This window comes from Pedobacter hartonius (assembly GCF_900107535.1).
GTDB classification, from domain to species: domain Bacteria; phylum Bacteroidota; class Bacteroidia; order Sphingobacteriales; family Sphingobacteriaceae; genus Pedobacter; species Pedobacter hartonius.
Window position 1 is genome coordinate 363029 of the sequence record NZ_FNRA01000003.1, and the last position, 26828, is coordinate 389856.

Sequence of the window (26828 nt, forward strand, 5' to 3'; positions counted from 1 at the left end):
CACTTAAGTTAACAATATCGAATTCAGCTCCGCCTTTTCTTCTTCTTCCATATCTACAATGTTTTCAAGTATCGGAACGATCTGTTTCCGCTGATCTGAAAACAGCAGCGTGTCCAGCAGGGCAACAATAGTTTTCTTCTGGTCAATACTCAGGTTACTGAACAGCCTGGGCTGGATTTCATAAAAGGTCTTCAGGATACTCAGCAGATCTTTATTCCGCTTTACACCAGGAACAAGGCCTGTTCCGGCAGGCAATAAAATACCATCCTTCTCATAACGTTCCAGCAGCCGGGATGAATACTCTTTAAGGAATGCTTTTCGTTTTGCCCTTAACAGTTCATTCACCTTTTTCTGCAGGTATTTAAACTCCGGAGAGGATTTTGAACGGTGGTATAATTTTACCTGGGTATCAAATTCGGAGCCACTGAAATCAAAGTCCGTAAAGAACTCGCTTTCTATATAAACGCTGTGAAAATATTCATCGGCCTTTTTATTCAGCGTAGTATATTCCTTGTGCATTTCCAGGTTCTTTTCGTTGATGAAATAAGCTTTAGACAGCTCTTTGTGCAGGGATTCTTTCCATTGAACAAATTTCAGCTTAAATACGGTGCTACTATCCTCATACCTGATCAGCAGGCCGTCTTCGTAATCTTGGATGTTATCGGTATAATCCAGGATGACGCCGTTGACCAGGATTGAATAGTTATTTTTCTTATTCAGTTCAAGGAACCAGCAGAACTCAGATTTCAGGTACGGGATGATCTCCTGTTCAAGCTCCTCAGCAGAGATCCTCAGGTTTGAAAAGAGCACCCTTGTGCCGGGTTTATCGTTAAGGGGAATATCCAGCAGGCCTGCCTGGTAATTGTTCAGTGCATGTACCCCGGTTGTGATCCTGCCGCTCTGCAGTGATCCGCCCTGTAAAAAGGTAGTCTGCCATTCTGCATCATTGGCAAATTTAAAAAAGGTTAACCTGCCCACTCCATTTTTCCCGTGCATCACAGACCTGTTTTTGTTCAGGGGCAGATAGGTAGCCTTTTCAGATTCAAAAAAAGGATCAAACTTAATACTCAGATTTTCGAAATTTATGCCGTGACCATTGTCAGATATCTCCAGCCCATCAATAAAACCAAGCTCGTTTGACGTATAGCTGATCTCTACGGTATCGGCGTGGGCATCAAAACCGTTCCACACATATTCTGCAAGTGCTTGCTTTTCATTATAATTACGCAATACTTTCTGGATGCCATTGGAGGTGATATTTACGTTGTTTGCCATAAAAAGAAGAAGAATCGATAGATAAAATTAATAAATAATCACGACTTATGTCCCTAATTATTCATTCTGCGAAACAATTCTTTACCGATAAGGTTATCATGAAAACATTTAAAACAATTCTCTACTATGGCAACCTTAAATGTACAACCTAAACAAAAAAGCCTGTGGTGGCTTTGGCTGATTATTATCCTGGTGGGTATCGCAATCGTGTATTTCTCTATACATAAAGACGATCATAAAACATCAGATAAGATTATCAAAGACTCCACAATAGTTACCACACCTTAAAAACAGATTTTATGGCAACCGAAAATATAGACGACAACCGCCGCCTTGAGGAACTGGACGGAAGCGACTATGAGATCGCTGACGGTGAGCCTCATGTGAAGGGATGGCATATCAAAGAGCACTCCGGTGCTTCCATAGGCAAGGTACATGACCTGCTGTTCAATCCTGCCACGCGAAAGGTAAGGTACCTGATCGCCAACCTGGAGGCCAGGGTATTTGGTGTAGAAAACAGAGAAGTACTGATTCCTATCGGCCTTGCTGAGTTGCACCTCACCAAAGACGAAGTGTATCTGCCCGCAATTACTATCGCACAGCTTGCCGCGGCACCGGATTATATCAGGGAAACTTTCAAACCTGAAGACGAAACCATTGTCCGCGATGCGTTTTCAGATAATATCGATATTCAGCAAACCTGGGACGAGCGGACATTTTATGAACATGATCATTACAATGAACGTAACTTTTACGGCCGAAGGTTTACAGGCGGGGACGGGATTTAATAAAATAGTTCAGACGAAACACAATAAAGCAGATTTTAGAGCGTCTGTATATATGAGAGCGTTAATTTAGATAGTGGAGATATGTCGGAGGATATATCCCCGCTTCTTTTTTATAAGCCTTTTTGTATCGCCTTCATGACAGCAGGGAAGTTGTCATCATACTTGTGCGAGCCCGGAATGGTTGCCTTATGCAGCTGTGAGGTTTCTTTGATCAGCGCATAAAAATCACTTTCTTCTTCATTTCCAAAAATACACCAGATTGGAACGATCGCTTTGGTCAGCTCCGGATAAACCTTATATTTCTCTTTATCCGTAGGGCCGTAATTCAGCAGGTTTTTCAGCTTCACAACGTACCCTGTGGAACGCCCCGGGGAGAGCAGCACCACAGAAACAAGTTTGGCCGACAGCTCATCAGGCAGATGCGCAGGCAGGAAGGAGCCTACATCTGCACCAAAAGAATATCCGATGATAGAAAAGGAATCCTTATTCCATAATTTCATGTATGCAGATAAGATCACTGTCATATCTTTTGCAAACCCTTCAGGAGTTTTCTGATTCCAAAAATATTTACGGGTATCCAGTGTGACCGTTGCATATCCGTTTTTGCCCAGTTCGTTTACCAGCCCCTCAGAAAAGCCATTCCAGCCACCGTCCCCGGTGAGGTAAACCAGGATGGGCTTAACAGATTTTTTATATTGCACATGTAAAGGGTAATCTGACAGGTTTTGTGCCTGCTGCGCCTTCACATTCCAAAAACCGCTCAGTAGAAACAGGCAAAGGGCCGGTTTTATCATTGATTTCTTCATTCTCATTTGTGTCTCGGAATAACCTTCACAATTAACCGTATTTTTATTCAGAAAACAAAGTATTTGGTATAAGGTTTGTCAGTACTAGGATGATATCTATTATAACCTACGAAAATGATGAAGCAAATACACGTTGTTGAAGATGACCAAGACATCAGGCAGATCATTGAATTCTTACTTGAAGATGAAGGATATCAGGTAAAACTTTTTCCCAATGTAACTTCCTTCCATGCCGCTATGGCAAAAACCATCCCTGATTTGTTTTTACTGGACGTAATGCTGCCGGACGGCAATGGAATTGAATTGTGTAAAGAGATCAGAACAACACAGATGATAAAGGATATTCCGATTATTGTGATGTCTGCAAATGCGCAGGCCGGAACTATATTCAGGCAGTGCAGCGCCGATGATTTTATCAGTAAACCGTTCGATATTAATGATATTTTAAGTAAGATCAATAAACAGATCGAACTCCATTGAGAAAATGGTAGGTACAGCAGACTGGAGTATTAACCAACCTAACTACAAAGCCTGCTGCACATCCCTGCCGGTTAGTCCGGGGGTTCTTTGATACATTGGTTCGAATGAATAAATAGCGCTTGCATAGGAACGAAATCAAACGGTTTCTTTATAATACAGTATAAAAAATCGATTAATCTCCTATCCGACAAAAAAAAGACACATGTTGATGTGTATAGCCCCTCAATGCGACACGATCCCGCCCGGGAATAATTTTAATCCCTGAAGAAATTGCCTCATCATATAGACACACGTTCCCGGGAGTTTGGAAACAGGCCCTTTAAGGATAATAAACAAATATGCAATTAGCAGGACAGTGCCCGTCCTGTAAAATCACATCGAACTTCCAGGCTATTACCGCCTCTCCGCTAATTCTCTTCCAACAGATTCTTCCGGTTAAGGAGCTCTTTGATATTTTCTCCTTCCCTGGAAAGGGTTTCGATGATTGCATCTACCAGGATTGGCTCTGTTGTTAGGGGGCTTTCTGTATTTGGTGCTGTTTTATCTTCCATGATTTTATTGATTATATCATCTAATTTTACTCGACCTATAATTTGATATTACTAATATAGCAAATATACAAACAGATAAAATTCTTTTTTTTAAACATTTATTTGTTCTGAAACCTAAATTTTAAGTTCAGAGAAAGCAGCATTTCCCACTAAGTGTATTTTCAACACCAATTTAGGCTTTTTTGTACTGAATACCACAGCTAAAAAATTAACGGAAAGAGAAACTGCTATGGATAATTAAATGCTTTTAGCGCAACAGGCAACCCAGGGACCTGCTGACACGAAAACCCGGTGAAATATTTTGATAAAGAAAAATTCCTGACTGGTAATGATAAAAAGACCTGTAAAAAACAAAGCCGGGCATTGTTCAGTCTACCCGGCTTCATGCATCAATCGTATAGAATTAATGTAGTCATGAGGACTAATCAAATATATTAATAATTCAGAAATTAAACAAAAAAAATAATTATAATCACTTAACGGTCAGACAACTACCATAAAACATCGAAAATAACACCGTAACGCAGGTTCTGGAAATATTTAATCCTAAAAAATAGCATTTTAATAATTAAAGCTGATCGCTCAATTCCCCCTGTTGTGAAGAGGCTGCAATATTTTTATTAAATACGGGTATTGATATGGTGAAGGCTGTTCCTTTTCCCGGTGTACTGGTAAAGCTGATAGAACCGCCCTGCAGTTCTGTAAATTCTTTGCACAGAATTAAACCTAGTCCGACGCCTTTTTCATTGTTCGTACCAAAAGTAGATTTCGCTTTCAAAGAAAAAACATATTTCTGGTCGCCCTCCTCTATCCCCATTCCTGAGTCTGCTATAGTGATTTTACAATTACCTTCAACCTTAGCCATCACGTCTATAGTTCCTCCCATTGGCGTAAACTTGATCGCGTTACTGATCAGGTTGCGGATCACCAGCAGCAACATATTGGCATCTGCTTCAACATAGATGTTTTCACCGATGTCGCATTTTAAATCCAGCCCTTTCTCCTGGGCAATACTTGTTTCAACTTTCAGCATATCGCGCAGCACCTTCAACAGCTCCATTGGCTGAACATTTACCTTTACACCGTCCAGCTGGGATTTTGACCAGGATAATAAATTGCCCATCATGTTGGAGGTGTTCTTAGTGAGCGATAACAGTTTAAGTTCAATTTCTTTTTTCTCCTCTTCCTTTAAAGGATAGGCGGTTAAAAGCTCCAGGTAACTTTGTATGGAAGCCAGCGGGCTCCTAAGGTCATGCGCCACGATAGAAAAAAGTTTGTTCTTTTCCCCGTTCAGCAATTCAAGCTGGATATTCTTCAGTTCAATATCCAGGGCCCTGTTGATCGCCGATTTCTTTTCCGTCTCATAATTTTGCCTGAGGTATTTCAGGGAAAAGAACAAAGAGAAGATCACCACGATATAAGCAGATACCGCATCTGTAAAACGGCTGGTCAGTGTAGGGTAAGTGGATGGTACCAGGAAAGGAAAATAATATTGCGTCACACAGACTCCCAGTACGAAAGAGATATTCACCAATAACCAGGGCCATTGCTGGTTATTAGGCGCAGTGGATGACAGCAGGTAAAAGAATAAGGCAAAAAGAATGAGTGTAGGGCCGTCAATACCCGAATTTAAAAAGTACACCACGGCAAAGAAGACATTTCCGAGAACCCCCATTCCGATTACGCTGTAGATAAATTCTCTCCGGATACGTGACATATAATACAGCCAGGCAAAACCGATCAGCGCAACAAAACTCACAAAAGCAACTCTCGGCAAGCCGACAAAATAATTAAAGGGAACGTTATACGCCAATGCAATAAAGGCAACAATACAGATGGAATGATAGATACGTGCCTCCAATGAAAATGCAGCATCAGTCCCGGTCAATCTAACCTGAATACGTCTAAGCCTGTATATAAGATGCGCGGATGTCACTGTGTTTCAAATATAGCCAATAATAATATACATTATATTGCATTTTTTAATGCAGGGGGACTGATTAAAAAAATTAAAAAACACCGAATCATTTTTAAGAAAATTACTTACTTTTGAAGAGGAAATGGTGTCTTCCTTTAAAAAACCGCATTGCTGATGACGCCTGCAATTAACCCGCACAATGCGTTGTGCCTAATATTTTGTAGGTGAAAAAATTTGAACATTACTCCATTCTTAAACAGCTTATCCGCTGGATCATCCTTGTCTTACCTATTGCAATTGTAACCGGCAGCATTATCGCATTGTTTTTATGGCTGTTAAATCTTGCCATACACTACCGCTTTCAGTATCAATGGCTGCTATTCTTCCTCCCTGCAGCTGGAATAGCCATCTACATGACCTATAATTCCATTGGAAAAAATTCCGAAAAGGGAAATAACCTGATCATTGAAGAGATACACCAGGCCGGTGCAGGCATTCCAAAAAGGATGGCCCCTGTTATTCTGACAACAACGGTGATCACACATCTGTTTGGCGGATCGGCAGGGCGTGAGGGCACTGCCGTACAAATTGGCGGAAGCATTGCAGGAATGTTCGGACGGTGGTTCAGACTGAATGAACAGGATACCCGCGTAATGCTTACCGCAGGCATAGCTGCCGGCTTTGGTGCTGTCTTTGGAACACCTCTTACCGGGGCAATCTTTGCCTTAGAGGTGCTGACCATTGGAAGCATCCGCTACAATGCATTATTCCCTGCGCTGGTTGCCAGTGTGATTGCCGATATTACGGTTGCTGCATGGGGCATACACCATACGGCTTACCATATTGATGTATTTGCCCATACCACTTACCACGGCGCTGTCTGGTTGCCTGCAGACCTTTTACTGGTCTTTAAGGTTACCGTTGCGGCCATTGCATTTGGCCTGGCCAGTTTCCTCTTTTCAGGGATGGTACAGGAGCTGAAAGTAATATTTGTTAAAGTGAGCCCTGCCGGATGGATGGTTCCGGTGATCGGCGGGCTGATCATTATCGGGCTAACATACATCAATGGAAAACAGGATTATCTCAGCCTCGGTGTAGACCCGCAATACCCGTGCGCCATCACCATCCCCTCGGCATTTCACGCAGGAGGAGCAGACACCTGGAGCTGGTTATGGAAAACCGTTTATACCACCACCACACTTGCTTCAGGGTTTAAAGGAGGAGAGGTCACTCCTTTATTTTATATAGGCGCTACTTTGGGCAATACCCTCGCTCAGGTGCTGGACGCACCGGTAAGCCTGTTTGCTGCCCTGGGGTTTATTGCAGTATTTGCAGGAGCAACCAATACACCGCTGGCCTGTACTTTTATGGGCATAGAGCTCTTTGGAGGCGAGTATGCCCTGCTGTTTGCCATAGCCTGTTTTACAGCTTACTTTTTCAGCGGCCATTCAGGAATCTATTCTGCCCAGACCATCACTGTTCCAAAATTTGAAGGAACAGCTGATGAAAGCGAAACATCCCCGGGCCAAGCCAGCCGCAGAAGAGGGTACCTTCATTCTAAAATCGAGAAATACCGTTTCCCCGGGTCCGGAACAGAATAATCCTGTTATATCCTGAAATTCATCGAAAAGAATGGATACCAGCCTTCGTTAGAATGCCCGGCTATCACCTGTATGATCGTCAGTCCGGCAGGTGAGAAATAGATTCCCCCGCCGGTGCCCTGGTGCCATTTATCAGAGTGCTCGCCCTTTTCCCATACTCTTCCTGCATCATAGAACCCGGTTAAGCCCAGTTGCCCCGGTAAGATATAACTGGCCACATTAAACAGCTTGATCCTTCCCTGGAGGTTGTTGTAAACCATATGTTCCCCTGCAAAACGGTTTTGCAGATATCCCAGTAAATTGCCCTGCCCACCTAAAAACATAGACTGGTAGAAGGCAGCATCACCAACGGTAACACCACCGCCAACACGATCTGACAGCACTATTGTACCGCGGGAGTTCAGCTTTTGATAGTAGGTAAACTCAGGCCTGATCTGCATGAACGATTTGGAATAATGGTTCAGGCCGGTATATCCCTGCAGCGTAACATTAAAATAATAGCCCTCGCTAGGCAAGAAATTGCTGTTCCTGTGGTTAGCGTTAAAGTTTACCAGAAAGCCCACATGTGCCTTGTCCCTGTTTACAGTGGCACTGTCGTACGAATTGATCAGCGACTGCTGGTTGATAAACCTTCCGTCATTATCGTCAAAGTTCAGGTGATAGAACTGTATGGACGGGCCGGCGCTAATTGTATTTCCATTTCCCACATACCAGCGCAATGCAGGATCTACCTGGTAAGTATCAAATCTGGTGCGGTAAAACCTGCGGTAATTGCCTTCTTTTACAAGGCCCGTTTCATTGCCTCTTCCAAAAAAGTTCATGGTATTGTCAGGCGCCTGAATAAATGCCTGTAAAGTAATATCGGCCTTGCCTATTGCCTGCATCCATTCCCCGTCGTACTTGATGCGGAAAGCATCAGTAGCAAATGAATGGCTTACCATGATCTGCTGTGAACTGGAATAAGGCAGTTTTCTGAATCCATCTTTTTTCACAAACCTGGCACCCAGCCCAAGTAAAAATCCGTCATCCTTGTTCAGGGCTGCTGTAGCCAGCGGGATCCATACATTATAAAGATTGGTGGCTATAAATTTGTTGTTCAGGGTATCAGCAGAAAGATGGGTTTTTAATCTTTTTACGTCCCCGGTAAACTGGGTATGCTCTTTCTGATCATAAACCTTAACCTTCCGGCCGGCCTGCTTCACATCAAACAGGTCATTTCCTTCGCCTCCTACTACTCTCAGTTTAATTGGCGAAGCAGCGGTATTGACCGTCACCTGGTCATCCCCCCCAGCCACATAAAGTCTGAGTTCTTTGGTGATGTCCGGCTGATAGGTCATATCCATTAACAGGTCCTTTACCTGCCCTTCTTTATCTATTTTATTGATCACCACCCTGGTGCCACGGTCAGGCGCATCTGTAATGGTGACCTTCTCATTTTTATCACTCGTCCGGATGTCTACGATCCTGTTGATGAACTGATAAAATCCGCTCATTGCGGCCGGTATATGATCACGGCGTTGTTTCAGTTCGGAGAAGAGCTGCTCATGGCGCATACGGTATACTTCAACGGGCATACGTTTCAGGCCTGCTTCCAGTACATCATCGGTTTCTGCCTTGACAAAGTCGTTCACTACCTGCATATAATCAGTATAGCTCAGCTGTGCATCCGGGAAGCCCTTCATAAACCGTGTTTTAAACAAAGAATACTTTACACCGGGAAGCGTAGGTCCAAAATCTCCCAGCAGCGGATCTATCCAGGGCAATGCAGCGATGGAAGGAAACAGGCCCTGGTTCACATGAAATACCTGGTCACGGTCACGCGGAATGGCCTCATATATTTTGTCTTTGCCCTCCTTTACATCCAGCCAGCGCCACTGGTCCTCGTGCCTGTCCCAGTCGCCAATCAGCAGGTCCAGCAGCCTGGCCCTCAAAAACTGTTTGCCGTCAAAATGATGGTCATTGTCTTCATTCAGCTCTTTTATCATTTTAGGCGTATTGTCTGATTCACCTCCCGGCTCTCTTTCTTCGAGCAGCACAACCATACCTGAGAACTCTTTATTGTATTCGCCCAGCGCATTATCAGGCGCTACCACTCCAATCACCGGATTGGCATGTCTGACATTTACCGCATCCGCCAGCGGCGGAACGATCAATGCCGAAAAAGGATGCTGCCCGCTCATTGCATCTCTTACCCAATCCAGCGCAAAAGTTTCGCGGAGGCCTTCCGGAAGCAATTTATCAGGTGTTTTTTCCACACTGCGCATCACGTATTCCATCCCGTCCGGGGCTGCGAGCCGCAATGATTTGGATTGCATTCCTCCCCCCTCTTTTACCGGTGACAGTCCGCCATATAACTTAGATATTTTGATTAATGGCAGTTTAACAGATGCAGCCCATTCTTTTCTGTAGTTTTCCCCAAAGAACCACTTATGGGTTCCGGAAACATCAGCATACACAGGGTGAACTTTAACCACAGTACTATCAGAGAAGTTTTGACCGGCGGATGACTTTACTCTCGCTGAATTTTGTGCCTGGACATATTCTGCAAACAAGGTAAATAGTAATATTAAGGGTAATCTTTTAAGCATAAGGTTATATTTACGGCGTGAATTTAATTAAAATCCATTTAAACAGTCGCGCTCTTGCATTGTTATACCTAAAATACAAAATAATTAACTCAAAATTATACATGCGTAACATTCATCTTGCATTTCCACACATTAAATATCAAAAAGCATTATCCGCAGTTTGCTTCTTTGCAGTCCTGTTTTTTTTCTGCGGCTGTTCCATACCTGCAGCATCCCAGAGTGTGACCGTAAAAACGAATAATGGATATGTCGGGGGCACCAGGGAAAAAAACATTCTTGTATTTAAAGGCATTCCGTATGCAAAACCTCCGGTAGGCAGCCTCCGGTTTAAAGCGCCGCAGCCTGCTGATCAATGGAAGGATACGTTATCCTGCAGACAGTTCGGTAATATCGCATCACAGTATAGTGGTTCGAAAAAAGGGGCAACAGGCAGTGAGGACTGTTTAAGTCTGAACGTATATACCCCATTTACATCAGGAAAGACCAAACTTCCGATAGTGGTATGGGTGCACGGAGGGGCGATGACCTCAGGTGCCGGGAAGGGGATGGACGGGCATGCCTTTGCTGATCAGGACAGCATTATTACCGTTACCATTAACTACAGGCTTGGCGTTTTTGGCTTCCTGTATATGGGCGATCAGCATTCAGGATACCGCAATTCGGGCAATAACGGTTTACTGGATTGCATCATGGCATTGAAATGGATCAGGCAAAATATCAGTTCATTTGGCGGGGATGCCTCAAAGGTTACCGTAATGGGGGAATCTGCCGGCGCAAAACTGGTGAGCACCCTGCTGGTTTCTCCGCTGGCAAAAGGTTATTTTAGTCAATTGATTCTTGAGAGCGGTGCCGTACAGTGCATCAGGGATAGCACCACGGCCAAAAACATCAGGCAGAGGCTACTGGATACGCTACAGCTGAACAGTCCTGCAGCACTCCTGAAATTGAGCACTGCACAACTGATCGATGCCCAAAACAAGGTCTGCAGCGGTGCTCAGGGCACCAATTATTTCGGCCCTGTTCAGGATGGGGAGGTGATTACCGAAGATCCGTATCAATACCTTAAACAGCGTCCTGACCGTCATGTCAGGCTGCTCATCGGAACGAATAGTGCGGAGAGCAGAATCTTCATGAATGCTGATAAAAGGCTTTACCAGCCTGATCAGAAAGTGCTGAGAGACTGGTTTGGAAACAATTCCCCTTACGTCAGTTCAGCATTGGGAAAGCCAATAGTACATCCGGATAACATCAGCCCGGTCATTACTTTGTTTACCCAATACATGTATCAGATGCACACTTACCGCCTGGCTGAAGTATTAGCAGCAAATGATACCCCATTCTGGATGTACCGCTTTGACTACAGCAGGAATCATTCAGGTGCCAATCACGGGCAGGAACTGGATTACGTCTGGTTCTCTGACGGAAAGCGCTCCTTCAACCCCGAAGAAGTTCAGCTTGCCAGGCAGATTCACCTTTCATGGGTAAATTTTATCAAAGGCGGAAATCCAGGCCCTGTAAGCCAGCAGGAATGGCCTTTATATCGAAAGAACAACAAAACGATAATGGTGTTTGACCGGGTTGCACAACCGGAGCAATTGAAGGAGGTGTATAATGACCCGGACTATCCCTCTTCCGGTTTTGTTCTGAATTAAAATATTATCCTGAAAGATTTGCCTGTTCACAACTATTTATTAATTTAAGGGGAATAATTATAAAAACATGAGTACATCAACCCGAAGAAAATTTATTGGAACCGCTGCAATTTTAACCGCTGCTACAGCTGCATCAGCAATACCCCTAACAAATATGGAACAGAAATATCCCGTTGTGCATCATGTGTTTTTCTGGCTGAAAAACCCCGGATCTGCAGAAGACCGTGCTAAACTGATTGCCGGTGTAAAAACACTTGCCAAAATTGAGACCGTACACGAAATGCGTGTAGGCGTTGTGGCCAGCACTGAAAAAAGAGAGGTGGTAGACAATGGCTGGGCAGTATCTGAACTGATATTTTTCAAAGATATTGCCGGACAGGCAACCTACCAAACGCATCCCATACACCTGGAATTCGTGAAAAACTGTAGCCACCTTTGGGAAAAGGTGATCGTTTATGATGCAGTAGAAGCTTAACAGCTTCTACTTTTTTAATCTGCAAGCGGTAAAGTAAACCAGAATGTACTTCCTTCCCCCTCAACACTATCTACACCAATTTCACCATCATTTTTCTTGATGATCTCTGCACAAATATATAATCCAAGGCCTAAACCAGAATACTGCAGGCCGCTGGTATCTACCCTATAATAACGGTCAAACAGGTGAGGCAATTTCTCAGCAGCAATTCCGGGACCTCTATCAATCACTGAAACTTTAGCCATCCCATTGATCTCTTCAATAACAACATGAATATCTTTCATGTCTGGTGCATATTTGATGGCATTGTTCACAAAGTTGATCATTACCTGATCAATCCGCTCTCCATCTGCAAAAACTTCGAGTGACAGCTCACCTGTAGTAATGATGTTATACTTCCCTCCCATCCTTACGTGCTGACAACAATCTTCGATCACGTGTGACAATACAAACTTTGTTCTGTTCAGGTGAAGGTGCCCCTGATTAAAACGGCTTGCATTCAGCAGGTCTTCGATCAGAATACCTACCCTGTCCAGGCTCCGCATAGAAACATCTATCAGCGAATTCAGAATCTTTGGAGAAGGATTATCCTTCATTCTGCTAATGAGCTGAAGAGAGGCCTTTAAACTTGTGATGGGCGTTTTCAGTTCATGACTGGCAATACTGATAAAATCATCTTTTTGTTTCAACAGTTCTAAAGTTGACTCATCATGTGATTTTTGAGAGGTGATGTCCAGTGATGTTCCTACAAACCTGTACGCAATACCTCTCTGGGTAAAATAGGCCTTACCTTTAAATTTTATCCATTTCAGTTTATTTTGCTTCGTTTCCGCCGTACGGAATTCCCGCTCAAATTCGCCCTCAGCCACGCCTGCCAGCGCGGCTTTTAAGGCCTCATCAAGCTGCCCCTTGTCTTCATCATGGATCAGGCTAATGAAAATCTTATAATCAATTCCATCAGCAGAGGACAGACCTAACATATCATTGCTGCGTTGATCAAGAATCAGTTCATCATTTAAAGGGCTATAATCCCAGGTGCCAAGTCCGGCCGCCTCAACGGCCAGCTTTAACCTTTCCTTACTTTCTTTAAACAGCAGTTCCACCTCTGCCAGTCCTTCTTCCACCTTACGCTTATCGGTCATGTCTTCTATAGCCAGTATGATCAGCTGTTCACCATTCACATTATCCAGCTGCCGGGTGTTTACGCACATGACCCTGCGCCCGATGGTTGGAAAAACATGGGTAACTTCATAATCGGCAAATACTTTTTTCTCAGGTAATATACTTTCCAGAAGCTCCCTAAGGGCAGGAATATCCCATTGTTTATTACCAAGGTCGTAAAAATAACGCCCTTCGGTTTCTTTTTTGGTGACTTTAAATTTGGTGTAAAAACCTCCCGTGGCACGTTTAACCTTTAAGTTTTTATCCAATATGATCAGGGGATCCCGTATGGTGTTGATAATTGCTTCGGTATAACTCCTGGAATTATTCAGTTGTTCATTGCGGTCCAGCAATTCACTGTTTACGATATTGATCTCTTCATTGGTGCTCTGAAGTTCTTCCTTGGAGGTTTCCAGTTCCTCGTTTAAACTTTGCAGTTCTTCACTGCCAGACAGCATCTCTTCATTGGCACTTTGCAGTTCTTCATTCACGGCCTCCTGTTCTTCGCTCACTGTTCTCATGTCTGCACGGCTTTGCACCAGTTCCTTTTCCAGTTGTTCGATCCTCAGGTCTCTGGGATCAGCCGTTTTCTTTCCTCCGCTGCCGGGTTTGGGTAACTGTGTATCTGCTGCGAACCCATTTTCAAACATAATCAGATAATGCAGGTCCAGCGCCCCTGCTAATGCCGTTACTTCTATCGTCACGTACCGCTGTGCCCCGTTTAAGCGGAACAGTACATTTTCCTTCCTGGCCAGGGCATTCGTCCGCTTCACTTCATGCAGCAGATTTCTTAACTCAAATGCCAGGCCTTCCCTTGCCATCTTCAGCAGGTTCAGGCTTGCTTTACCCGGTGAAAGTACAAGCCAGGGATCAGTGATACCACGAAACTGGACAATATCAAAATTTTCATTGATCAGCACTCCCGCAGGAACATATTTTGACAAGATCACATCGTCCGCAAGCTTAAACACATCCTGCGCACCGCCTTCCTTCGGCACATGCATATCCGCATTCTTAAAATTCCGGATGTGATCCTGCATGGTTACCTGCATAAATCTTTTCCGCAGGGGATTCGGTCTGAAAATCCTTTCCAGATTATTATAGGCATTGAACAGATCTTCATTTTTCCCTATACTTTCTGATTTACCCAGCATCAAAAATCCTTCCGGGTTCAGGGAGTAATGGAAAGTATTAAATATCCTTTTCTGCAAAACCGGTTCAAGATAAATGAGCACATTTCGGCAGCTGATCAGGTCTACTTTTGAAAAAGGCGGGTCTTTCAACAGATTATGGTGTGCAAATATGCACATATCACGGATGTTCTTATTGACCAGATAATTGTCGTCAATTTTTGTAAAAAAACGTTTCCGGCGTTCAGGCGTAAGACCATTGATATCGGATGGCCTGTATATCCCTGTTCGCGCTTTTGCAATGGCAGTTTCCGAGATATCAGTAGCAAAAATCTGGATTTTTATCAGCGCTGCTTTATCACCCAGGAATTCCTGTAAACATATGGCAAAGGAATATGCCTCTTCACCTGTTGCACAGCCCGCTATCCAGATCCTTAACGGCTCATTCGGACTTTTCTGATTGAGCAATGCCGGCAGGATAATACTGCAAAGCAGTTCAAAACTTACCGGGTCACGAAAAAAATCTGTAACGGAGATCAGCATATCGTTATACAACGCATCCTGTTCCTTCTTATGTTCACGCAGGTAAACGAGATAATCCTGTGGCTGTTCCATCCTGGCGATTGCCATCCGGCGCACAATTCTCCGCTTTAAAGTGCTGGATTTATAATAGGTAAAATCTACCCCTCTTCTCACACGCAAAACAGTAAGGATCTGTTTAAAAACATTTTCATCCTGTTCAGGGGTGGTGTTGGCGATCCCGATGTCCGAATAATCGGTATGAAAAGGATGATTGATGGTCATCAGGTGTTCAACAATTTCCGCCGGCGGAAGTACGAAATCCACGAGGCCGGAACTGATGGCACTTTTCGGCATGCCGTCATAGGCTGCAGAGGCTTCGTCCTGCGCAAAAGTAATTCCACCATAGGCCTTGATGACTTCCAGTCCCAACGTTCCGTCAGTCATTGTTCCTGATAAGATAACGCCCACCGCGTAACTCTGATGGACCACTGCGAGGGAAGAGAAAAAAAGATCAATGATCTTCACCTTAAAATGTTTGTCATCCAGAGGAGCCAGCTGAAGCACCCCATCAGTAGAAGTAAGAATCTTATTGGCAGGAATAATATAAAAATTATCCTCTTCAAGATGGATATTATTTGTGATCTGATGAACAGGTATTTTTGAGATTTTCCTTAATATCTCCGGCAAAACGCTCGTATGGTTCGGGCTTAGGTGCTGTACAAAAACGTAGGCCATGCCCGATTTTTTTGGAATAGCCTTTAAAAACTGGCTGATAGCTTCCAGTCCACCAGCAGATGCTCCAATTCCAACAACAGGGAATTGATTGGACGATACAGAGTCGTCAGCCGACCCTTTTACTTTGCTCATTAAATTGATTTAAGATAAAATTAAAATGAGATGTCTCTTTAATATTAAAGATAAGCCATAGCTTATATCATGTGGTAGGATGAGCTAAAGGTAACTTTAATTAACGGTAACTGAACACATCATACCTGTTATCCATTTTATACGCACAGAACAGGTATAAACCGCAAAGCCGGCTATCTCCATTGTGGAAATAACCGGCTTTGCTAAAATAAATTTGGTTTATGCGAATTTAAGCCATGAGCTTTGTTCGGTATATCCTTCCACTACCTGAACGGTGTTATCAAACTTGAAAGAACACATCAGGGCAGCAATTTCCTGTTTTACGGTATCAATACAATTCTGTACCAGATCATTTCTGAATCCTTTTTTTCCCAGATCAAGCACATAACTGATGCAGATGATCCTCGCGAGGATTTTACCCAGATCAACCAGTTTACGCTGAGAAAGAACCTGGTTCAGTGTAAAGCTGAGATCATTTTTAAAATGAAGACAGGCTTCAGCGGTAAGGCTGAGTTCTTTAAGGAAGTCAAATAAATGCAGTTGTTTTTGTTTTTTCATGGAACGCGTAATGATCTCTGCGATCTGCGCGTATAACATTTCATTGGAGCCTTCAAAGATCTGGAAAGGCCTGCTGTCCATGATCCCGCGGCCACCAATATGGCTTATCCTGTACCCGTTGGCACCCGAAAGCTGAACCAGCAGCTGCGAACATTCCTGCATCAGATCTGTAACAACAGCCTTCATTGTGTTTGCCTCCATGCCTTCAGTAGCGAGGTTATGGGCAATTCCGCTGATCTCACTGCTCTTTGCGCACATGGCAGAACAGATCGTATAGGCAGACTGCATTCTTGAGATCGAGAACTGCACCTGGTCTATCGCCAGCAGATTGCCGCTGCCAACTATTCTGCTGGTACAATGCGAGATCGCTTCATCAAGCATTCTTTTGATAAAACCCATACCCATTCCGGGAAACTGCATCCGGCTTCGGTGCAAAATATCAAGCATCATTTTGATGCCGGTAGTTTCAGGCTGTAATTTAAAATTCACAGGCACCTCCAGGTCAAGCTTATTTAAACCATAGGGAATCATATATAATCCCGCATTGTCATACAGTTCCTCTACTACCACCTGTTGTTTTTTTATTGAATTGTCACTGATAAAGAAATCGATATCTCTTCCCAGTTCTCCGTTATCCAGTGCTTTACGGGAGGCAATGATCCAGTAATCAGCCAGACCGGTTAATCCCTGCCAGTGTTTGGTACCTTTAATTTTGTAACCGTTCTCCACCTCCTGGTTCATGGTCTTCATGTTCAGGGCATCGCTGCCGTAATCAGGCTCGGTAATCATTAATCCACCCATATTCTGGTTCTCCAGGAAGCGGTGGAATATCCCTTCTTTCACCGATTCATCAGCATACTTAGAAACAGGCTCTAAAAACAGGGCAATATTAATTCCGAAAGTAAGCGACAAAGGAAGCGACTCGTAAGAAGCTGCTGCTAAAATGCCCAGACATTCCTTAACCTTGCTGCCGCGGCCGCCGAATTGCTCCGGGATGGCTACAGAAAGTGGTCTTTCGGAGAGGATCTCATTCATTAACTCAGGTGGCAGCCCTCGTTTTAAACTTAGCGTATTGATGTTTTCTTTTTCGTGAAATAAATATTTCAGTGTTTTTTCAAAGTCTTTTAGGAATTCTGAAAACTTGATGTCGGTCAGTGTCATATATCGTGTAATTATCTTAGTAGATCTATTGGAGAACGAAATTCGAAGATAACCCAGCCACCTGAAGTATTAAGTGATTTTGGTCATCTTTCCGGAAACATTTTAAAATCCTTTAAGATATTTTGTTTGGTATCGTCACTCATTTATATGCCACAGCGCATATAAAGTACGTAAGGTACTATAAATATTGCAAATATATTATTTATAATCATACTAAATAGTAAAAATCAGTTTTTTGACTTCATAACTCCCATTTTGAGGATTTAATTATTAAAATGCGGGGGAATGTTATCTTTGCTAAAAATAATATGCTGGATATTGTCTACCAGGACGAACACTTAATAGCAATCAATAAACCCCATGGTTTGCTGGTTCACCGTTCCCCGATCGCAAATGATGCAAAAGAATTTGCCCTGCAGCTTTTAAGGGACCAGGTGAACAGGTATGTCAGCCCTGTACACCGCCTGGACAGAAAAACCGGCGGACTGCTGCTGTTTACTTTCGAAAAAGAGGTGGAGATAGCCATGCATAAGCAATTCCAGGAGGGCCTCGTTAAGAAAAAATACAAAGCTGTTGTGAGGGGATATTCGCCCGAAAGTATGGACATTGACTATCCGCTGGTAAAGGAAAACGGTATGATCCAGGATGCATTCACCTCATTTGTCACCCTAAAACAGGCAGAACTGGATATCTCGCTCGGTAAACATCCTACATCAAGATATTCACTCGTTGAGGCTACACCTACCACTGGCAGAATGCACCAGTTGAGGAAACATTTTGCACATATATTCTATCCCATTATTGGCGACAGAAAACATGGCTGCAACAAGCAGAACAAGTTTTTTAAGGAACAATGGGAAATGACCACCATGTTACTTCATGCCTCCGAGCTCTCCTTCGTCCATCCGGTAACCAAACAGGAGCTTCATCTTACCGCAACTTTACAGGATGAGTTTAAACGGGTAATGGAACTGATGAAATGGGAACTGTCTGACAACGATTAGGCCAGACTTTATCTTTAACCAGGTCTTTGTTCAACTAAAAGACGAACTGACTATACCATTCGTTGTCCCCAGAAAACCTGTTGGGTTACTGCCCATTATATTCAGGGCCCCATTCAGCCGCCAGCCCGGATCAGGGCTGTACCCGGTTAATACATTTGCTGCAAAAGTAAGCAGTTCCTTTTGAACAAATACCCCCTCTGATAAGTCTGCATGCAATAGAGAAAGCGCCGGCAAACTTTAGCAATATGGTGATGAGCCAGCTACAGGAAATGGAGAACTGGGCGGTCTATAAGCCAATCATCGGCAAAAAATCCGGATTTGCTATTGCAGCAACCGTAGCGGCAGTCATCCTGCTGTTGTTGCTAAATGACGGGCAACATACTTATACCACCCAAAACAATACTTATTCTCAGATCCTGGCTTTTTTGAACCACATTCCGTCGGTTTATATCATTACCCTGTTTATGTCCTGCACACTTTTACTGGGAGATTATTTTCTTCGCCAGCATTACCGGGCAGCAAAAAATGAAGTCAGCTCATAATATACATATGTTTACTTACTTCTGAGGTAAAATTGACATTGGTCTGAGTTAACTTCGTAATTTGAACCCTAAACTCGAAGTTAACTCAGACCAATGTCAGTTTTACCATAGACATCCATACTTCCATGAAGCCGGAACGATCCTGATATCGTATTTCAGGCGCGGTAGCATGGTGACGATTCTCACTGCAAACGGATAGTTAAGCTTTGCCTTAGGAGATGTAATTAATCTCATAAAAAATCGTTAAACTTGTCATGGCTTTAGTGGTGTCCGCAACGGACTGAGATCATACACTTTGCACCTGATCCGGTTCATACCGGCGTAGGAAAAAGCAAATGAATTCAAATCTTCCGTTCGGAAGCGCTGCTATCGCTGTAAATTATTTGATATGAAGCAGAGACTCTGGAATTATATTTCGGGCTTAAGAAATACTTCGCCCCTGGTGCACAGCATTACCAATTATGTGGTGATGAACAATACGGCAAATGCCTTACTGGCTGCCGGTGCATCGCCAATTATGGCACATGCGCATCCTGAAATGAAAGACATGGTCAGTATTGCAGGGGCACTGGTGATCAATATAGGCACGCTCGACGAATATTGGGTGGAAAGCATGCGACTGGCCATCAGACAGGCCGAAACATTGAAAAAACCATGGATCCTGGATCCCGTTGGCGCAGGTGCTACCCATTACCGTGATACCGTACTGAAGGAACTGATCAGTATTTATCATCCCTCAGTTATCCGGGCTAACGCTTCTGAGATCATGGCACTGGCACAAGTGAGTACACCAACCAAAGGTGTGGATAGTGTGAATAAAACCGAAGAAGCACCTGAAGCTGCCCGGTATCTGAATAAAACCACCGGCGCCGTGATATGCATTTCCGGCGCAACAGATAGCATTATTCATGAGGGCAAGTGTGTCTCGTTAAAAAATGGTGATCCTATAATGGCCAGAATAACAGGAATGGGATGTACGGCAACTGCCCTGACAGGTGCTTTTTGTGCAGCAAACCCGGCAAACCTCTTTGAGGCAACCGTAGCTGCCATGGCACTGATGGGCGTAGCCGGCGAAAAAGCTGCAGCGTTAGCCAAAGGCCCGGGGAGCCTGCAAATGCACTTTTTAGATGTATTGGCCACGATCACCGAACAAGAATTCAACGAGTTACTGATCTTAGAAGAAGAAAATGCCGGCATTTAATCATAAACTTTACCTCGTTACCGATCAGCAGGCATGCCTCGGAAAAGATTTTTTTAAGGTGGTTGAATCAGCCGTTAAGGGCGGGGTTGACATCGTACAGATCAGGGAAAAGGAACTTCAGGAAAAAGATTTTTTAAAAAAGACCCTGCAGTTAAAGGAACTGCTGGACAAATATAATGTTCCCCTGATCGTCAATGATGTGCTTTCTGTGGCGATGCACGGCCGCACAGCAGGTATCCATGTAGGAAATTCTGATCTGTCCCCCGTGATGATCAGAATGCAGTGGCCGGAGTCTGTCCTGGGATACTCGCTGGAGCATCTCGATCAGCTGAGTACTTCGAATGCAATGGTAGCTGATTATATCGCTTTAAGCCCTGTATTTGCAACTCCTACCAAACAGGATACGATCATTGAATGGGGACTTGACGGGATCATTAAAGTACGTTCACTCACAAAGTATCCCCTGGTTGCCATAGGGAACGTGCATGCCGCGAATGCAGCAGCGATCATTCATGCGGGTGCCAATTGTCTGGCAGTGGTATCGGCGATCTGTTCCGCGGATGATCCCGAAAAGGCTGCCGCAGTGATTAGAAATGAAATTGAAAAATCAATATGAAACGATATAAATATCCATCGGTACTGACCATCGCAGGATCAGACAGCGGTGGCGGCGCCGGCATCCAGGCAGATCTGAAGACCTTCTCCGCCCTGGGCTGTTTTGGAACTTCGGCAATTACTGCCGTTACCGTCCAAAATACAATGGGCGTAAGGGACATCCACAGCATCCCTGCAGAGATTGTACAGGGACAAATCAAGGCAGTAATGGATGATATTCAACCATCAGCTATCAAAATAGGTATGGTGCACAGTACTGAACTGGCCATCGCTATTCATGACACCTTAGCTACATACCCGGATATACCAGTGATATTTGATCCGGTGATGGTGGCCACAAGCGGAGACAAGCTGATCAACGATGATACGGTATCTGTTTTAAAAACAGTCCTGTTTCCATTAATGGCACTAATCACTCCAAATGTAGACGAAGCGGAGATCTTAACCGGGCAGAAGATCAGTAATCTGGCCGAAATGCAAAGTGCGGCAAGAGCATTGCTGCAAACGGGCTGTTCTGCGGTTCTTTTAAAAGGCGGCCACCTGAAAGGCAGGAAAGTTTACGATTTTTATACCAGCAGGGAGGGTGCAGAGCAGGTCTTTGAATCGGATTATATAGAAAGCGATAATGTACACGGAACAGGCTGCACACTTTCTTCGGCTATTGCTGCCTATCTGACCTTAAACCATACCCTGGCAGATGCGATATCAAAAGCAAGGGCCTATGTTTATCAGGCTATACTGCAGGGAAAGGACGTGAAAACCGGCCATGGCCACGGCCCCTTAAATCATTTTTTTAATCCTCAAAAACTAACACAATATGAAGTGGACTGAAAATGCCTGGAAAGAAATAGAGGGAATCTATACCAGTGTTACTGAAATGCCTTTTAACCAGGAACTGATGTCCGGCACATTATCCCTGGACCGTTTCCGCTTCTATATGCAGCAGGACGGGGTATATCTGGCTGAATTCAGCAGGGCGCTCGCACTGATTGCAGCAAGGTGTTTCAACCATCCTTATACCCTCGATTTTATTCGCTTTGCGGAAAGAGCCGTAGTGGTAGAACGGTCGCTACATGAAGGCTACTTCAGGCAGTTCAACGTGACCGGCGATGCAGAGGCCTCGCCTACCTGCCACAACTATACGCAATTTCTGCTCACTAAAGCCAGTCTCGATCAGGTAGAAGTAGCAATGGCTGCCGTATTACCCTGCTTCTGGATTTATAAAAAAGTAGGTGATCATATCTATCAGTACCAGGATGGTAAAAACAACCCCTACCAGGACTGGATAGATACCTATGCAGGGGAAGAATTTGGCCTGCTGGTAGAAAAAGCAATTGAAATTTGTGACGATGTTGCTTCCAGGTGCTCTGATTTACAACGGGAACAGATGACAAAAGCTTTTGTAATGGCTTCCAGGCTGGAATGGATGTTCTGGGATAGCGCATACCAACTGGAAAAGTGGCCGATTTAATACTAAAGAGACATTAACATTTATTTAAAGTATAATTTTACACCTAAAGAAACGTTCTATTTGTAAAATTTAACTGATATGAACACGTCGATTGATAGCGATGAGAGATATATTGAGGTTGAACCGGGTGTTAAACTTCATATAACTGATAAAGGCAGGGGAAAAGCTTTGGTATTGATCCCGGGTTTACCTTTGAGTGACCTGATATTCAAATATACTTACGATATGCTGGCCGAAAATGGATATCGTGCCATAGGTATTACACTAAGGGGTTTTGGACAATTCGAAAGCCCGGATAATTATGATGTGGAACTGCATGCCCGTGATATCAATAAGATTTTGAGAATATTGCGGCTGGAAGAAGTCGTCTTGTGCGGGTATAGCTTTGGAGGTGTAATCGCAGCGTATTATCTAAGCAGATACCGTCCTTCCCGGGTGAGTAAGCTGGCATTGATCAGCTCAAATGTTCCTTTATATATCAGACATGGCGATTATCCCTATGGACTGAGCGTCAACGAACTGAATCGGCTGATCAAATCTTTCGAGAAGGATCAGGGAAGCATAGAGGATGTTTTTGGGCCCATTCTCCAGCCTTCTAAAGAAGCCGGAAAATCACAGGCAGACCACTGGCTGAACAATATTCTTCCCGAAACGGCTGAGAAGGGTTTTAAGCAGAGACCGGGATTACTGAGAGAAATAGAACTGCGGCCTTTATTGAGCAGCATTGACATCCCTACCCTGATCATGCACTCAAAAGACGACAGCGTGATCCCATTTACTATCGCTGAGCAGGCACATGAATGGATCAGTAACTCGCAACTGGTTGTTTTTGAAACAGGCGGGCAATGGTACTTTCTGCTGGCATATGAAAGGTTCAATGCTGAGTTACTGCAATTTGCGAAACAATAAACTCGCTGCGTCAGGCAATAAAATTACGGTCAGTCCAGCGCCTGTGTGTTCATCTATTGCAGGCCCTACTGTTCGTCTTTAATGAACGGAAATACTCCGCCGCCCTGTTTTAGTGTGAACTCACCAAACATAGGCCTGAATTCCATCACAATTCCCGCCAGGGCATAGCCAAACTTGTCTTTATCCAAAGGTTTCAGTGCAAATGCAGCCTGCCCGGTTGCCTGGGCGATAAGCGTATTGCCATCTTTTGTGACCTTAATCTTTATTGGTATGCGCAGGCTTGAATAGTTTCCAAGGTATTTGTCCAGATCGGTACTGGTAAGCACAGGTGTTTTAAATGTGGGAATCGTATAGCTCATGTTAAAATATATCCTCAGTACGCCATTGATCAGATCTTTGACTCTATAATCAATACCATTGGCACAATATGCGTAGGCCATCTTTTCTTCGGGAAAATAACCCACTACAGAAGAAAAGCCATCAATATCCCCGTTGTGGCCTAAGGCCTTTTTAGGACCGAAGGGAATTTGGAACATCCCCATTCCGTAACTGTCATTCAGGGTTTTCATTAATGTAACATGCTCGGCACTGATCAGCTTACCCGAAAATAAAGCACCGATAAACTTAACCAGGTCAGATGGTGTGGAAACAACAGCTCCCGCCCCGCCGGGAATACTCATGTCTGTTTCAGGCATTTGCTGCCAGCCATTTCTGGGCTGGTAGGAATAAGCTTCATTTTTGACAGCATTTATTTTGTCGCCATAGTAAGTATCTGTCAGCCCCAGTTTACGCGTGATTTGTTGTTTGAGTGCCTCAGCATAAGTCTTTTTTGTCAGGTTTTCTACAATATAACCCAGGAGGACAAAGTTAGTATTGCTGTATTCCGCTTTGCTGTCTGGTGCAAAAACTGAAGGCTGGGCCGCGAAAGTAGCCAGCATCTCTGCCTGCGTACGGGGGCTAACCATATAAGTCTGGTAAGCGGTATCAAGTACAAAATTATACAGACCGCTCCGGTGGGACAGCATCTGGCTGATCGTAATGGTATCTGCATTCGGTATCTGCGGATAAAAAAAAGATAGTTTGGTATCCAGTGTTATTTTTCTTTCTTCTATCAACTGAAATACCATTACCGCAGTAAACATTTTACTGATGGATCCGATGCGGTAATGTGTTTTGATATTAGCCGCCGTGTGGTTTGCACCGGCTATTGCACTATAGCCAATTGCTTTCTGGTATACCAGGCTGCCATTATGTGCGATGGCAAGGCTGCCCATTGCCTGGTTATCACCTGCAACAGCTTGCAGCAGGCTATCTATTTTTACTTTGTTTAGCGTTTGACCCGTAGTGTTTATGGAACCTGCAAGTATTGTAATGAGTGTACAGGTAACAAACAGCAAAGGGGTTAAAACAAATTTCTTCATGACTTAGCGTTATAAGGGAACACTGACAGAACGCCCTATTCCCTGATTTATGATCAGGGAATAAATATAGTGTTAAAAAATAAATAACCACATTATACCCTTTCCGTATTAAGTTGCCCCTGTGAGAAAGCAAAACGACACTTTATGGAAAGGGATTCTGGAACCATTTTTCAGGGATTTCCTCCGTTTCATAGATCCGGTTTTAGCGCTGACTATTAATGCGGACAGGGAAATTGTATTTATGGACAAGGAGCTTCATCAGGAGTTTCCGTCCGATGAAGGGATCTATGAACAGAGAACAGTTGATAAACTCGTCAAGCTCTATACGCACGAAGGAAGAGAAGAATGGATACTCCTGCATCTGGAAGTCCAGGATAAATACACCAGGGATTTTAGCCAGCGCACGTACAATTACTTTAACAGGCTGTATGACAAATACAAAAAGCCAATCACGGCTTATTCAATCTTCACAGAGCCAAACGGGATTAAACGTACAAATGCATTCAAAATCAATTGTAATGGGACTAGCCTGATCTATAAATTCAACCCCTACAAAATAGCTGTTCAGGATAACGATTACCTGATGCAGCACGGGAATCCTTTTGCGCTGATCATCCTGATTGCGAAGGCCACAACACTAAAGAAAATCTATAAAGATAAACAGGGGTTTGATCATGCACTGCTGGAGTATAAATTGAAGATTGCCAGATCGGTCCTCGACAGAAAACTCCCGGAACGAAAAGAAAAGCTCATGATGAATTTTCTTTTTTTCTATATAAGTTTTGAACTTTCAGAAACAAAAGTTAAATTTGATCATGAGATTAATTTGTTAACAAATAAGAATATTAATAATATGACTATTGAAGAGATATTAATAGGGCAAGCCGAGATCAGGGGCAGGCGGATTGGTGAAAAGGCAGGAAAAAGGGAAGGTAAAAGAGAGGCGAAGCAAGATGAAATTACCAGACTGATTACCAAACACGGTTTTACTGACAAAGAAATAGTTGACTTTGCTGAAGTGCCCTTAAGCCTGGTGAGGAAGGTAAGATCAGAATTGAATTGATCCTGTACCCGTGTATGGATACAGAATAAATTAAACAATTATTTTTGAACTGAAGCGGTAAGCTCCGGGCTGTCTTTAAAGATACTGTTCAGCAAACCGGCATGGACAGCATTTGCAGCAGCACGTTGAATAACTGGCGGCAATTTTGCCGCTATCTTATGGTACCAGTTTAAATATGATTTATTTACCTGCAGCCCAGAAAATGGCATTCCTGAACAATGTTGTATAATCTTTATTCTGGAACAACTCCGGGGCATGCCCCATAAATATGTAAATATTCTTCGCCTTATACTCAGGATTGGTCCATACTACAGGATGGTCGCCTTTCATTTTGATCTCTGATGCCGGTTCATAGGTAGATTCATCAACTGTAGCCAGAACGTGTACGTTAGGACGCGGACTTTGATCATAGACATACCATTCTTCCTTCGCCACAGGAAAAGAGGATGAAACACCCTTCATTACCGGATGTTTTTTATCCTCCACCTTAACGGTCGCTCTGGCAAAAGTGGCGATGTAATTCTGGAACTTGATTCTGCCCATAAAACGGTAAAACCAGGTCCACATCGGGTAACCATCAAATTCCCCGATCAGGGTGGCATGATGAAAACCTATCCAGCCCCCTTTTCCCTGTTCAATATATTTCTGAAAGGCAGTTACCGCTTTTTCTTTCCAGGCGTACGGCGCATAGTCCAGCTGGATGAACAATTGATATTGCGCAAGGAAAGCATCGTCGATCTGGTCGGTGTTCTGAATATAGTCTACCGCGAAATTATTGGTGGCCGCCAGCTGGTCAAGCCATACCCTGGCGGCTTTTGAATACTCCACATGATTCCCCCCGTTTTCACACAATGCAATCACTTTAAATCTTGGGGTCTTCTGCTGCGCCCATACGGTACAAATAGAAAACAGGCAAATAACTGAAAGGAACAGGATTTTTTTCATATTGAAATTAATATTTATTTACAAAAGTATCACGAAAACATATAAATCCGGTACTACATCGACACTGCCAGATCAAATTATAGCTGTAACATCAAAAACAATAATACAACGTTAACAATCTGCT

The 26828-nt window shown here is 43.7% G+C and carries 24 protein-coding genes and 2 riboswitches; of the genes, 14 read left to right on the forward strand and 10 right to left on the reverse strand.

Annotated elements, in window-relative coordinates:
• Nucleotides 1–3: 3 nt before the first annotated feature.
• On the reverse strand, nt 4–1275 hold the full coding sequence (locus BLW16_RS07635; protein WP_090555955.1) for an ATP-binding protein: 1272 nt from the start codon (nt 1273–1275) through the stop codon (nt 4–6).
• A 126-nt stretch (nt 1276–1401) separates the two neighbouring features.
• Here BLW16_RS07635 and BLW16_RS23205 point away from each other — a divergent pair, with 126 nt between their 5' ends.
• Nucleotides 1402–1563, forward strand: a complete 162-nt coding sequence (locus BLW16_RS23205; protein WP_175470505.1) for a hypothetical protein — start codon at nt 1402–1404, stop codon at nt 1561–1563.
• Nucleotides 1564–1574: 11 nt separating this feature from the next.
• Nucleotides 1575–2063 (forward strand): PRC-barrel domain-containing protein, encoded by a 489-nt coding sequence (locus BLW16_RS07640; RefSeq protein WP_090555956.1) that lies wholly within the window; start codon nt 1575–1577, stop codon nt 2061–2063.
• A gap of 110 nt (nt 2064–2173) precedes the next feature.
• Here the strand turns inward: BLW16_RS07640 and BLW16_RS07645 are convergent, their stop codons facing one another.
• Nucleotides 2174–2869, reverse strand: a complete 696-nt coding sequence (locus BLW16_RS07645; RefSeq protein WP_175470506.1) for an AcvB/VirJ family lysyl-phosphatidylglycerol hydrolase — start codon at nt 2867–2869, stop codon at nt 2174–2176.
• Nucleotides 2870–2983: 114 nt separating this feature from the next.
• Between BLW16_RS07645 and BLW16_RS07650 the strand changes: the two genes are divergently transcribed.
• Nucleotides 2984–3349, forward strand: coding sequence for a response regulator transcription factor (locus BLW16_RS07650; RefSeq protein WP_090555958.1), 366 nt, complete (start codon nt 2984–2986; stop codon nt 3347–3349).
• A 407-nt stretch (nt 3350–3756) separates the two neighbouring features.
• On the opposite strand, the gene BLW16_RS23210 is transcribed toward BLW16_RS07650, so the two are convergent.
• Nucleotides 3757–3900 (reverse strand): hypothetical protein, encoded by a 144-nt coding sequence (locus BLW16_RS23210; RefSeq protein ID WP_175470507.1) that lies wholly within the window; start codon nt 3898–3900, stop codon nt 3757–3759.
• A gap of 568 nt (nt 3901–4468) precedes the next feature.
• Entirely contained in the window at nt 4469–5788 is a 1320-nt protein-coding gene (locus BLW16_RS07655) for a sensor histidine kinase (RefSeq protein WP_245735170.1), read from the reverse strand.
• Nucleotides 5789–5947: 159 nt separating this feature from the next.
• Nucleotides 5948–6009: riboswitch (Fluoride riboswitch) on the forward strand.
• 33 nt (nt 6010–6042) lie between these two features.
• Between BLW16_RS07655 and BLW16_RS07660 the strand changes: the two genes are divergently transcribed.
• Nucleotides 6043–7419: a voltage-gated chloride channel family protein gene (locus tag BLW16_RS07660; protein ID WP_090555959.1), complete on the forward strand. Its 1377-nt coding sequence runs from the start codon at nt 6043–6045 to the stop codon at nt 7417–7419.
• 5 nt (nt 7420–7424) lie between these two features.
• On the opposite strand, the gene BLW16_RS07665 is transcribed toward BLW16_RS07660, so the two are convergent.
• Entirely contained in the window at nt 7425–10007 is a 2583-nt protein-coding gene (locus tag BLW16_RS07665; RefSeq protein WP_090555960.1) for a BamA/TamA family outer membrane protein, read from the reverse strand.
• Nucleotides 10008–10108: 101 nt separating this feature from the next.
• On the opposite strand from BLW16_RS07665, the gene BLW16_RS07670 reads away from it, so the two are divergent.
• Together BLW16_RS07670 and BLW16_RS07675 are read left to right on the forward strand one after the other, a co-directional pair.
• A complete protein-coding gene (locus BLW16_RS07670) occupies nt 10109–11659 on the forward strand; it encodes a carboxylesterase/lipase family protein (RefSeq protein ID WP_090555961.1) in 1551 nt (516 codons plus the stop codon).
• Nucleotides 11660–11726: 67 nt separating this feature from the next.
• The gene (locus BLW16_RS07675) at nt 11727–12134 is read left to right on the forward strand and encodes a Dabb family protein (RefSeq protein WP_090555962.1); all 408 of its coding nucleotides are present in this window, start codon (nt 11727–11729) and stop codon (nt 12132–12134) included.
• A gap of 14 nt (nt 12135–12148) precedes the next feature.
• Here the strand turns inward: BLW16_RS07675 and BLW16_RS07680 are convergent, their stop codons facing one another.
• Both BLW16_RS07680 and BLW16_RS07685 read right to left on the reverse strand, forming a co-directional pair.
• The gene (locus BLW16_RS07680; protein WP_090555963.1) at nt 12149–15814 is read right to left on the reverse strand and encodes a CheR family methyltransferase; all 3666 of its coding nucleotides are present in this window, start codon (nt 15812–15814) and stop codon (nt 12149–12151) included.
• A gap of 219 nt (nt 15815–16033) precedes the next feature.
• Entirely contained in the window at nt 16034–17533 is a 1500-nt protein-coding gene (locus BLW16_RS07685) for an acyl-CoA dehydrogenase family protein (RefSeq protein ID WP_090555964.1), read from the reverse strand.
• A 308-nt stretch (nt 17534–17841) separates the two neighbouring features.
• Between BLW16_RS07685 and BLW16_RS07690 the strand changes: the two genes are divergently transcribed.
• Entirely contained in the window at nt 17842–18537 is a 696-nt protein-coding gene (locus BLW16_RS07690) for a pseudouridine synthase (protein WP_090556152.1), read from the forward strand.
• Between the two features lie 251 nt (nt 18538–18788).
• A complete protein-coding gene (locus BLW16_RS07700) occupies nt 18789–19079 on the forward strand; it encodes a hypothetical protein (RefSeq protein ID WP_139298280.1) in 291 nt (96 codons plus the stop codon).
• Nucleotides 19080–19181: 102 nt separating this feature from the next.
• Here the strand turns inward: BLW16_RS07700 and BLW16_RS23855 are convergent, their stop codons facing one another.
• Complete coding sequence (locus BLW16_RS23855) at nt 19182–19313, reverse strand: hypothetical protein (RefSeq protein ID WP_262497152.1); 132 nt, start codon at nt 19311–19313, stop codon at nt 19182–19184.
• 18 nt (nt 19314–19331) lie between these two features.
• Nucleotides 19332–19424, forward strand: a riboswitch (TPP riboswitch).
• A 43-nt stretch (nt 19425–19467) separates the two neighbouring features.
• Between BLW16_RS23855 and thiM the strand changes: the two genes are divergently transcribed.
• The 5 genes from thiM to BLW16_RS07725 all read left to right on the forward strand — a co-directional run bounded on the left by thiM (nt 19468) and on the right by BLW16_RS07725 (nt 23275).
• Complete coding sequence (gene thiM, locus BLW16_RS07705; RefSeq protein WP_090555967.1) at nt 19468–20280, forward strand: hydroxyethylthiazole kinase; 813 nt, start codon at nt 19468–19470, stop codon at nt 20278–20280.
• Entirely contained in the window at nt 20267–20896 is a 630-nt protein-coding gene (gene thiE, locus BLW16_RS07710; protein WP_090555968.1) for a thiamine phosphate synthase, read from the forward strand. Before thiM ends, thiE begins: the two co-directional genes overlap by 14 nt.
• Entirely contained in the window at nt 20893–21726 is an 834-nt protein-coding gene (gene thiD, locus BLW16_RS07715) for a bifunctional hydroxymethylpyrimidine kinase/phosphomethylpyrimidine kinase (RefSeq protein ID WP_090555969.1), read from the forward strand. The genes thiE and thiD overlap by 4 nt, the downstream gene beginning before the upstream one ends.
• Nucleotides 21713–22366 (forward strand): thiaminase II, encoded by a 654-nt coding sequence (gene tenA / locus BLW16_RS07720; RefSeq protein WP_090555970.1) that lies wholly within the window; start codon nt 21713–21715, stop codon nt 22364–22366. Before thiD ends, tenA begins: the two co-directional genes overlap by 14 nt.
• Nucleotides 22367–22444: 78 nt before the next feature.
• Complete coding sequence (locus BLW16_RS07725) at nt 22445–23275, forward strand: alpha/beta fold hydrolase (protein WP_090555971.1); 831 nt, start codon at nt 22445–22447, stop codon at nt 23273–23275.
• Nucleotides 23276–23340: 65 nt separating this feature from the next.
• Here the strand turns inward: BLW16_RS07725 and BLW16_RS07730 are convergent, their stop codons facing one another.
• Complete coding sequence (locus BLW16_RS07730) at nt 23341–24696, reverse strand: serine hydrolase domain-containing protein (protein ID WP_090555972.1); 1356 nt, start codon at nt 24694–24696, stop codon at nt 23341–23343.
• 121 nt (nt 24697–24817) lie between these two features.
• On the opposite strand from BLW16_RS07730, the gene BLW16_RS07735 reads away from it, so the two are divergent.
• Entirely contained in the window at nt 24818–25759 is a 942-nt protein-coding gene (locus tag BLW16_RS07735) for an RpnC/YadD family protein (protein ID WP_090555973.1), read from the forward strand.
• Between the two features lie 180 nt (nt 25760–25939).
• On the opposite strand, the gene BLW16_RS07740 is transcribed toward BLW16_RS07735, so the two are convergent.
• The gene (locus BLW16_RS07740) at nt 25940–26704 is read right to left on the reverse strand and encodes a ThuA domain-containing protein (RefSeq protein WP_090555974.1); all 765 of its coding nucleotides are present in this window, start codon (nt 26702–26704) and stop codon (nt 25940–25942) included.
• Between the last annotated feature and the right edge of the window lie 124 nt (nt 26705–26828).

Excerpts from the sequence above, each read along its gene's own strand:
- BLW16_RS07740 (WP_090555974.1), bottom strand. The coding sequence starts at position 26,704 with ATGAAAAAAATCCTGTTCCTTTCAGTTATTTGCCTGTTTTCTATTTGT.
- BLW16_RS07690 (WP_090556152.1), top strand. The coding sequence starts at position 17,842 with ATGCTGGATATTGTCTACCAGGACGAACACTTAATAGCAATCAATAAA.
- BLW16_RS07730 (WP_090555972.1), bottom strand. The coding sequence starts at position 24,696 with ATGAAGAAATTTGTTTTAACCCCTTTGCTGTTTGTTACCTGTACACTC.
- BLW16_RS07680 (WP_090555963.1), bottom strand. The coding sequence starts at position 15,814 with ATGAGCAAAGTAAAAGGGTCGGCTGACGACTCTGTATCGTCCAATCAA.
- BLW16_RS07645 (WP_175470506.1), bottom strand. The coding sequence starts at position 2,869 with ATGAAGAAATCAATGATAAAACCGGCCCTTTGCCTGTTTCTACTGAGC.
- BLW16_RS23205 (WP_175470505.1), top strand. The coding sequence starts at position 1,402 with ATGGCAACCTTAAATGTACAACCTAAACAAAAAAGCCTGTGGTGGCTT.
- thiD (WP_090555969.1), top strand. The coding sequence starts at position 20,893 with ATGAAACGATATAAATATCCATCGGTACTGACCATCGCAGGATCAGAC.
- BLW16_RS07675 (WP_090555962.1), top strand. The coding sequence starts at position 11,727 with ATGAGTACATCAACCCGAAGAAAATTTATTGGAACCGCTGCAATTTTA.
- BLW16_RS07665 (WP_090555960.1), bottom strand. The coding sequence starts at position 10,007 with ATGCTTAAAAGATTACCCTTAATATTACTATTTACCTTGTTTGCAGAA.
- BLW16_RS07650 (WP_090555958.1), top strand. The coding sequence starts at position 2,984 with ATGATGAAGCAAATACACGTTGTTGAAGATGACCAAGACATCAGGCAG.
- BLW16_RS07670 (WP_090555961.1), top strand. The coding sequence starts at position 10,109 with ATGCGTAACATTCATCTTGCATTTCCACACATTAAATATCAAAAAGCA.
- BLW16_RS07685 (WP_090555964.1), bottom strand. The coding sequence starts at position 17,533 with ATGACACTGACCGACATCAAGTTTTCAGAATTCCTAAAAGACTTTGAA.
- thiE (WP_090555968.1), top strand. The coding sequence starts at position 20,267 with ATGCCGGCATTTAATCATAAACTTTACCTCGTTACCGATCAGCAGGCA.
- BLW16_RS23210 (WP_175470507.1), bottom strand. The coding sequence starts at position 3,900 with ATGGAAGATAAAACAGCACCAAATACAGAAAGCCCCCTAACAACAGAG.
- BLW16_RS07725 (WP_090555971.1), top strand. The coding sequence starts at position 22,445 with ATGAACACGTCGATTGATAGCGATGAGAGATATATTGAGGTTGAACCG.
- BLW16_RS07640 (WP_090555956.1), top strand. The coding sequence starts at position 1,575 with ATGGCAACCGAAAATATAGACGACAACCGCCGCCTTGAGGAACTGGAC.
- thiM (WP_090555967.1), top strand. The coding sequence starts at position 19,468 with ATGAAGCAGAGACTCTGGAATTATATTTCGGGCTTAAGAAATACTTCG.
- BLW16_RS23855 (WP_262497152.1), bottom strand. The coding sequence starts at position 19,313 with ATGAGATTAATTACATCTCCTAAGGCAAAGCTTAACTATCCGTTTGCA.
- tenA (WP_090555970.1), top strand. The coding sequence starts at position 21,713 with ATGAAGTGGACTGAAAATGCCTGGAAAGAAATAGAGGGAATCTATACC.
- BLW16_RS07635 (WP_090555955.1), bottom strand. The coding sequence starts at position 1,275 with ATGGCAAACAACGTAAATATCACCTCCAATGGCATCCAGAAAGTATTG.
- BLW16_RS07700 (WP_139298280.1), top strand. The coding sequence starts at position 18,789 with ATGAGCCAGCTACAGGAAATGGAGAACTGGGCGGTCTATAAGCCAATC.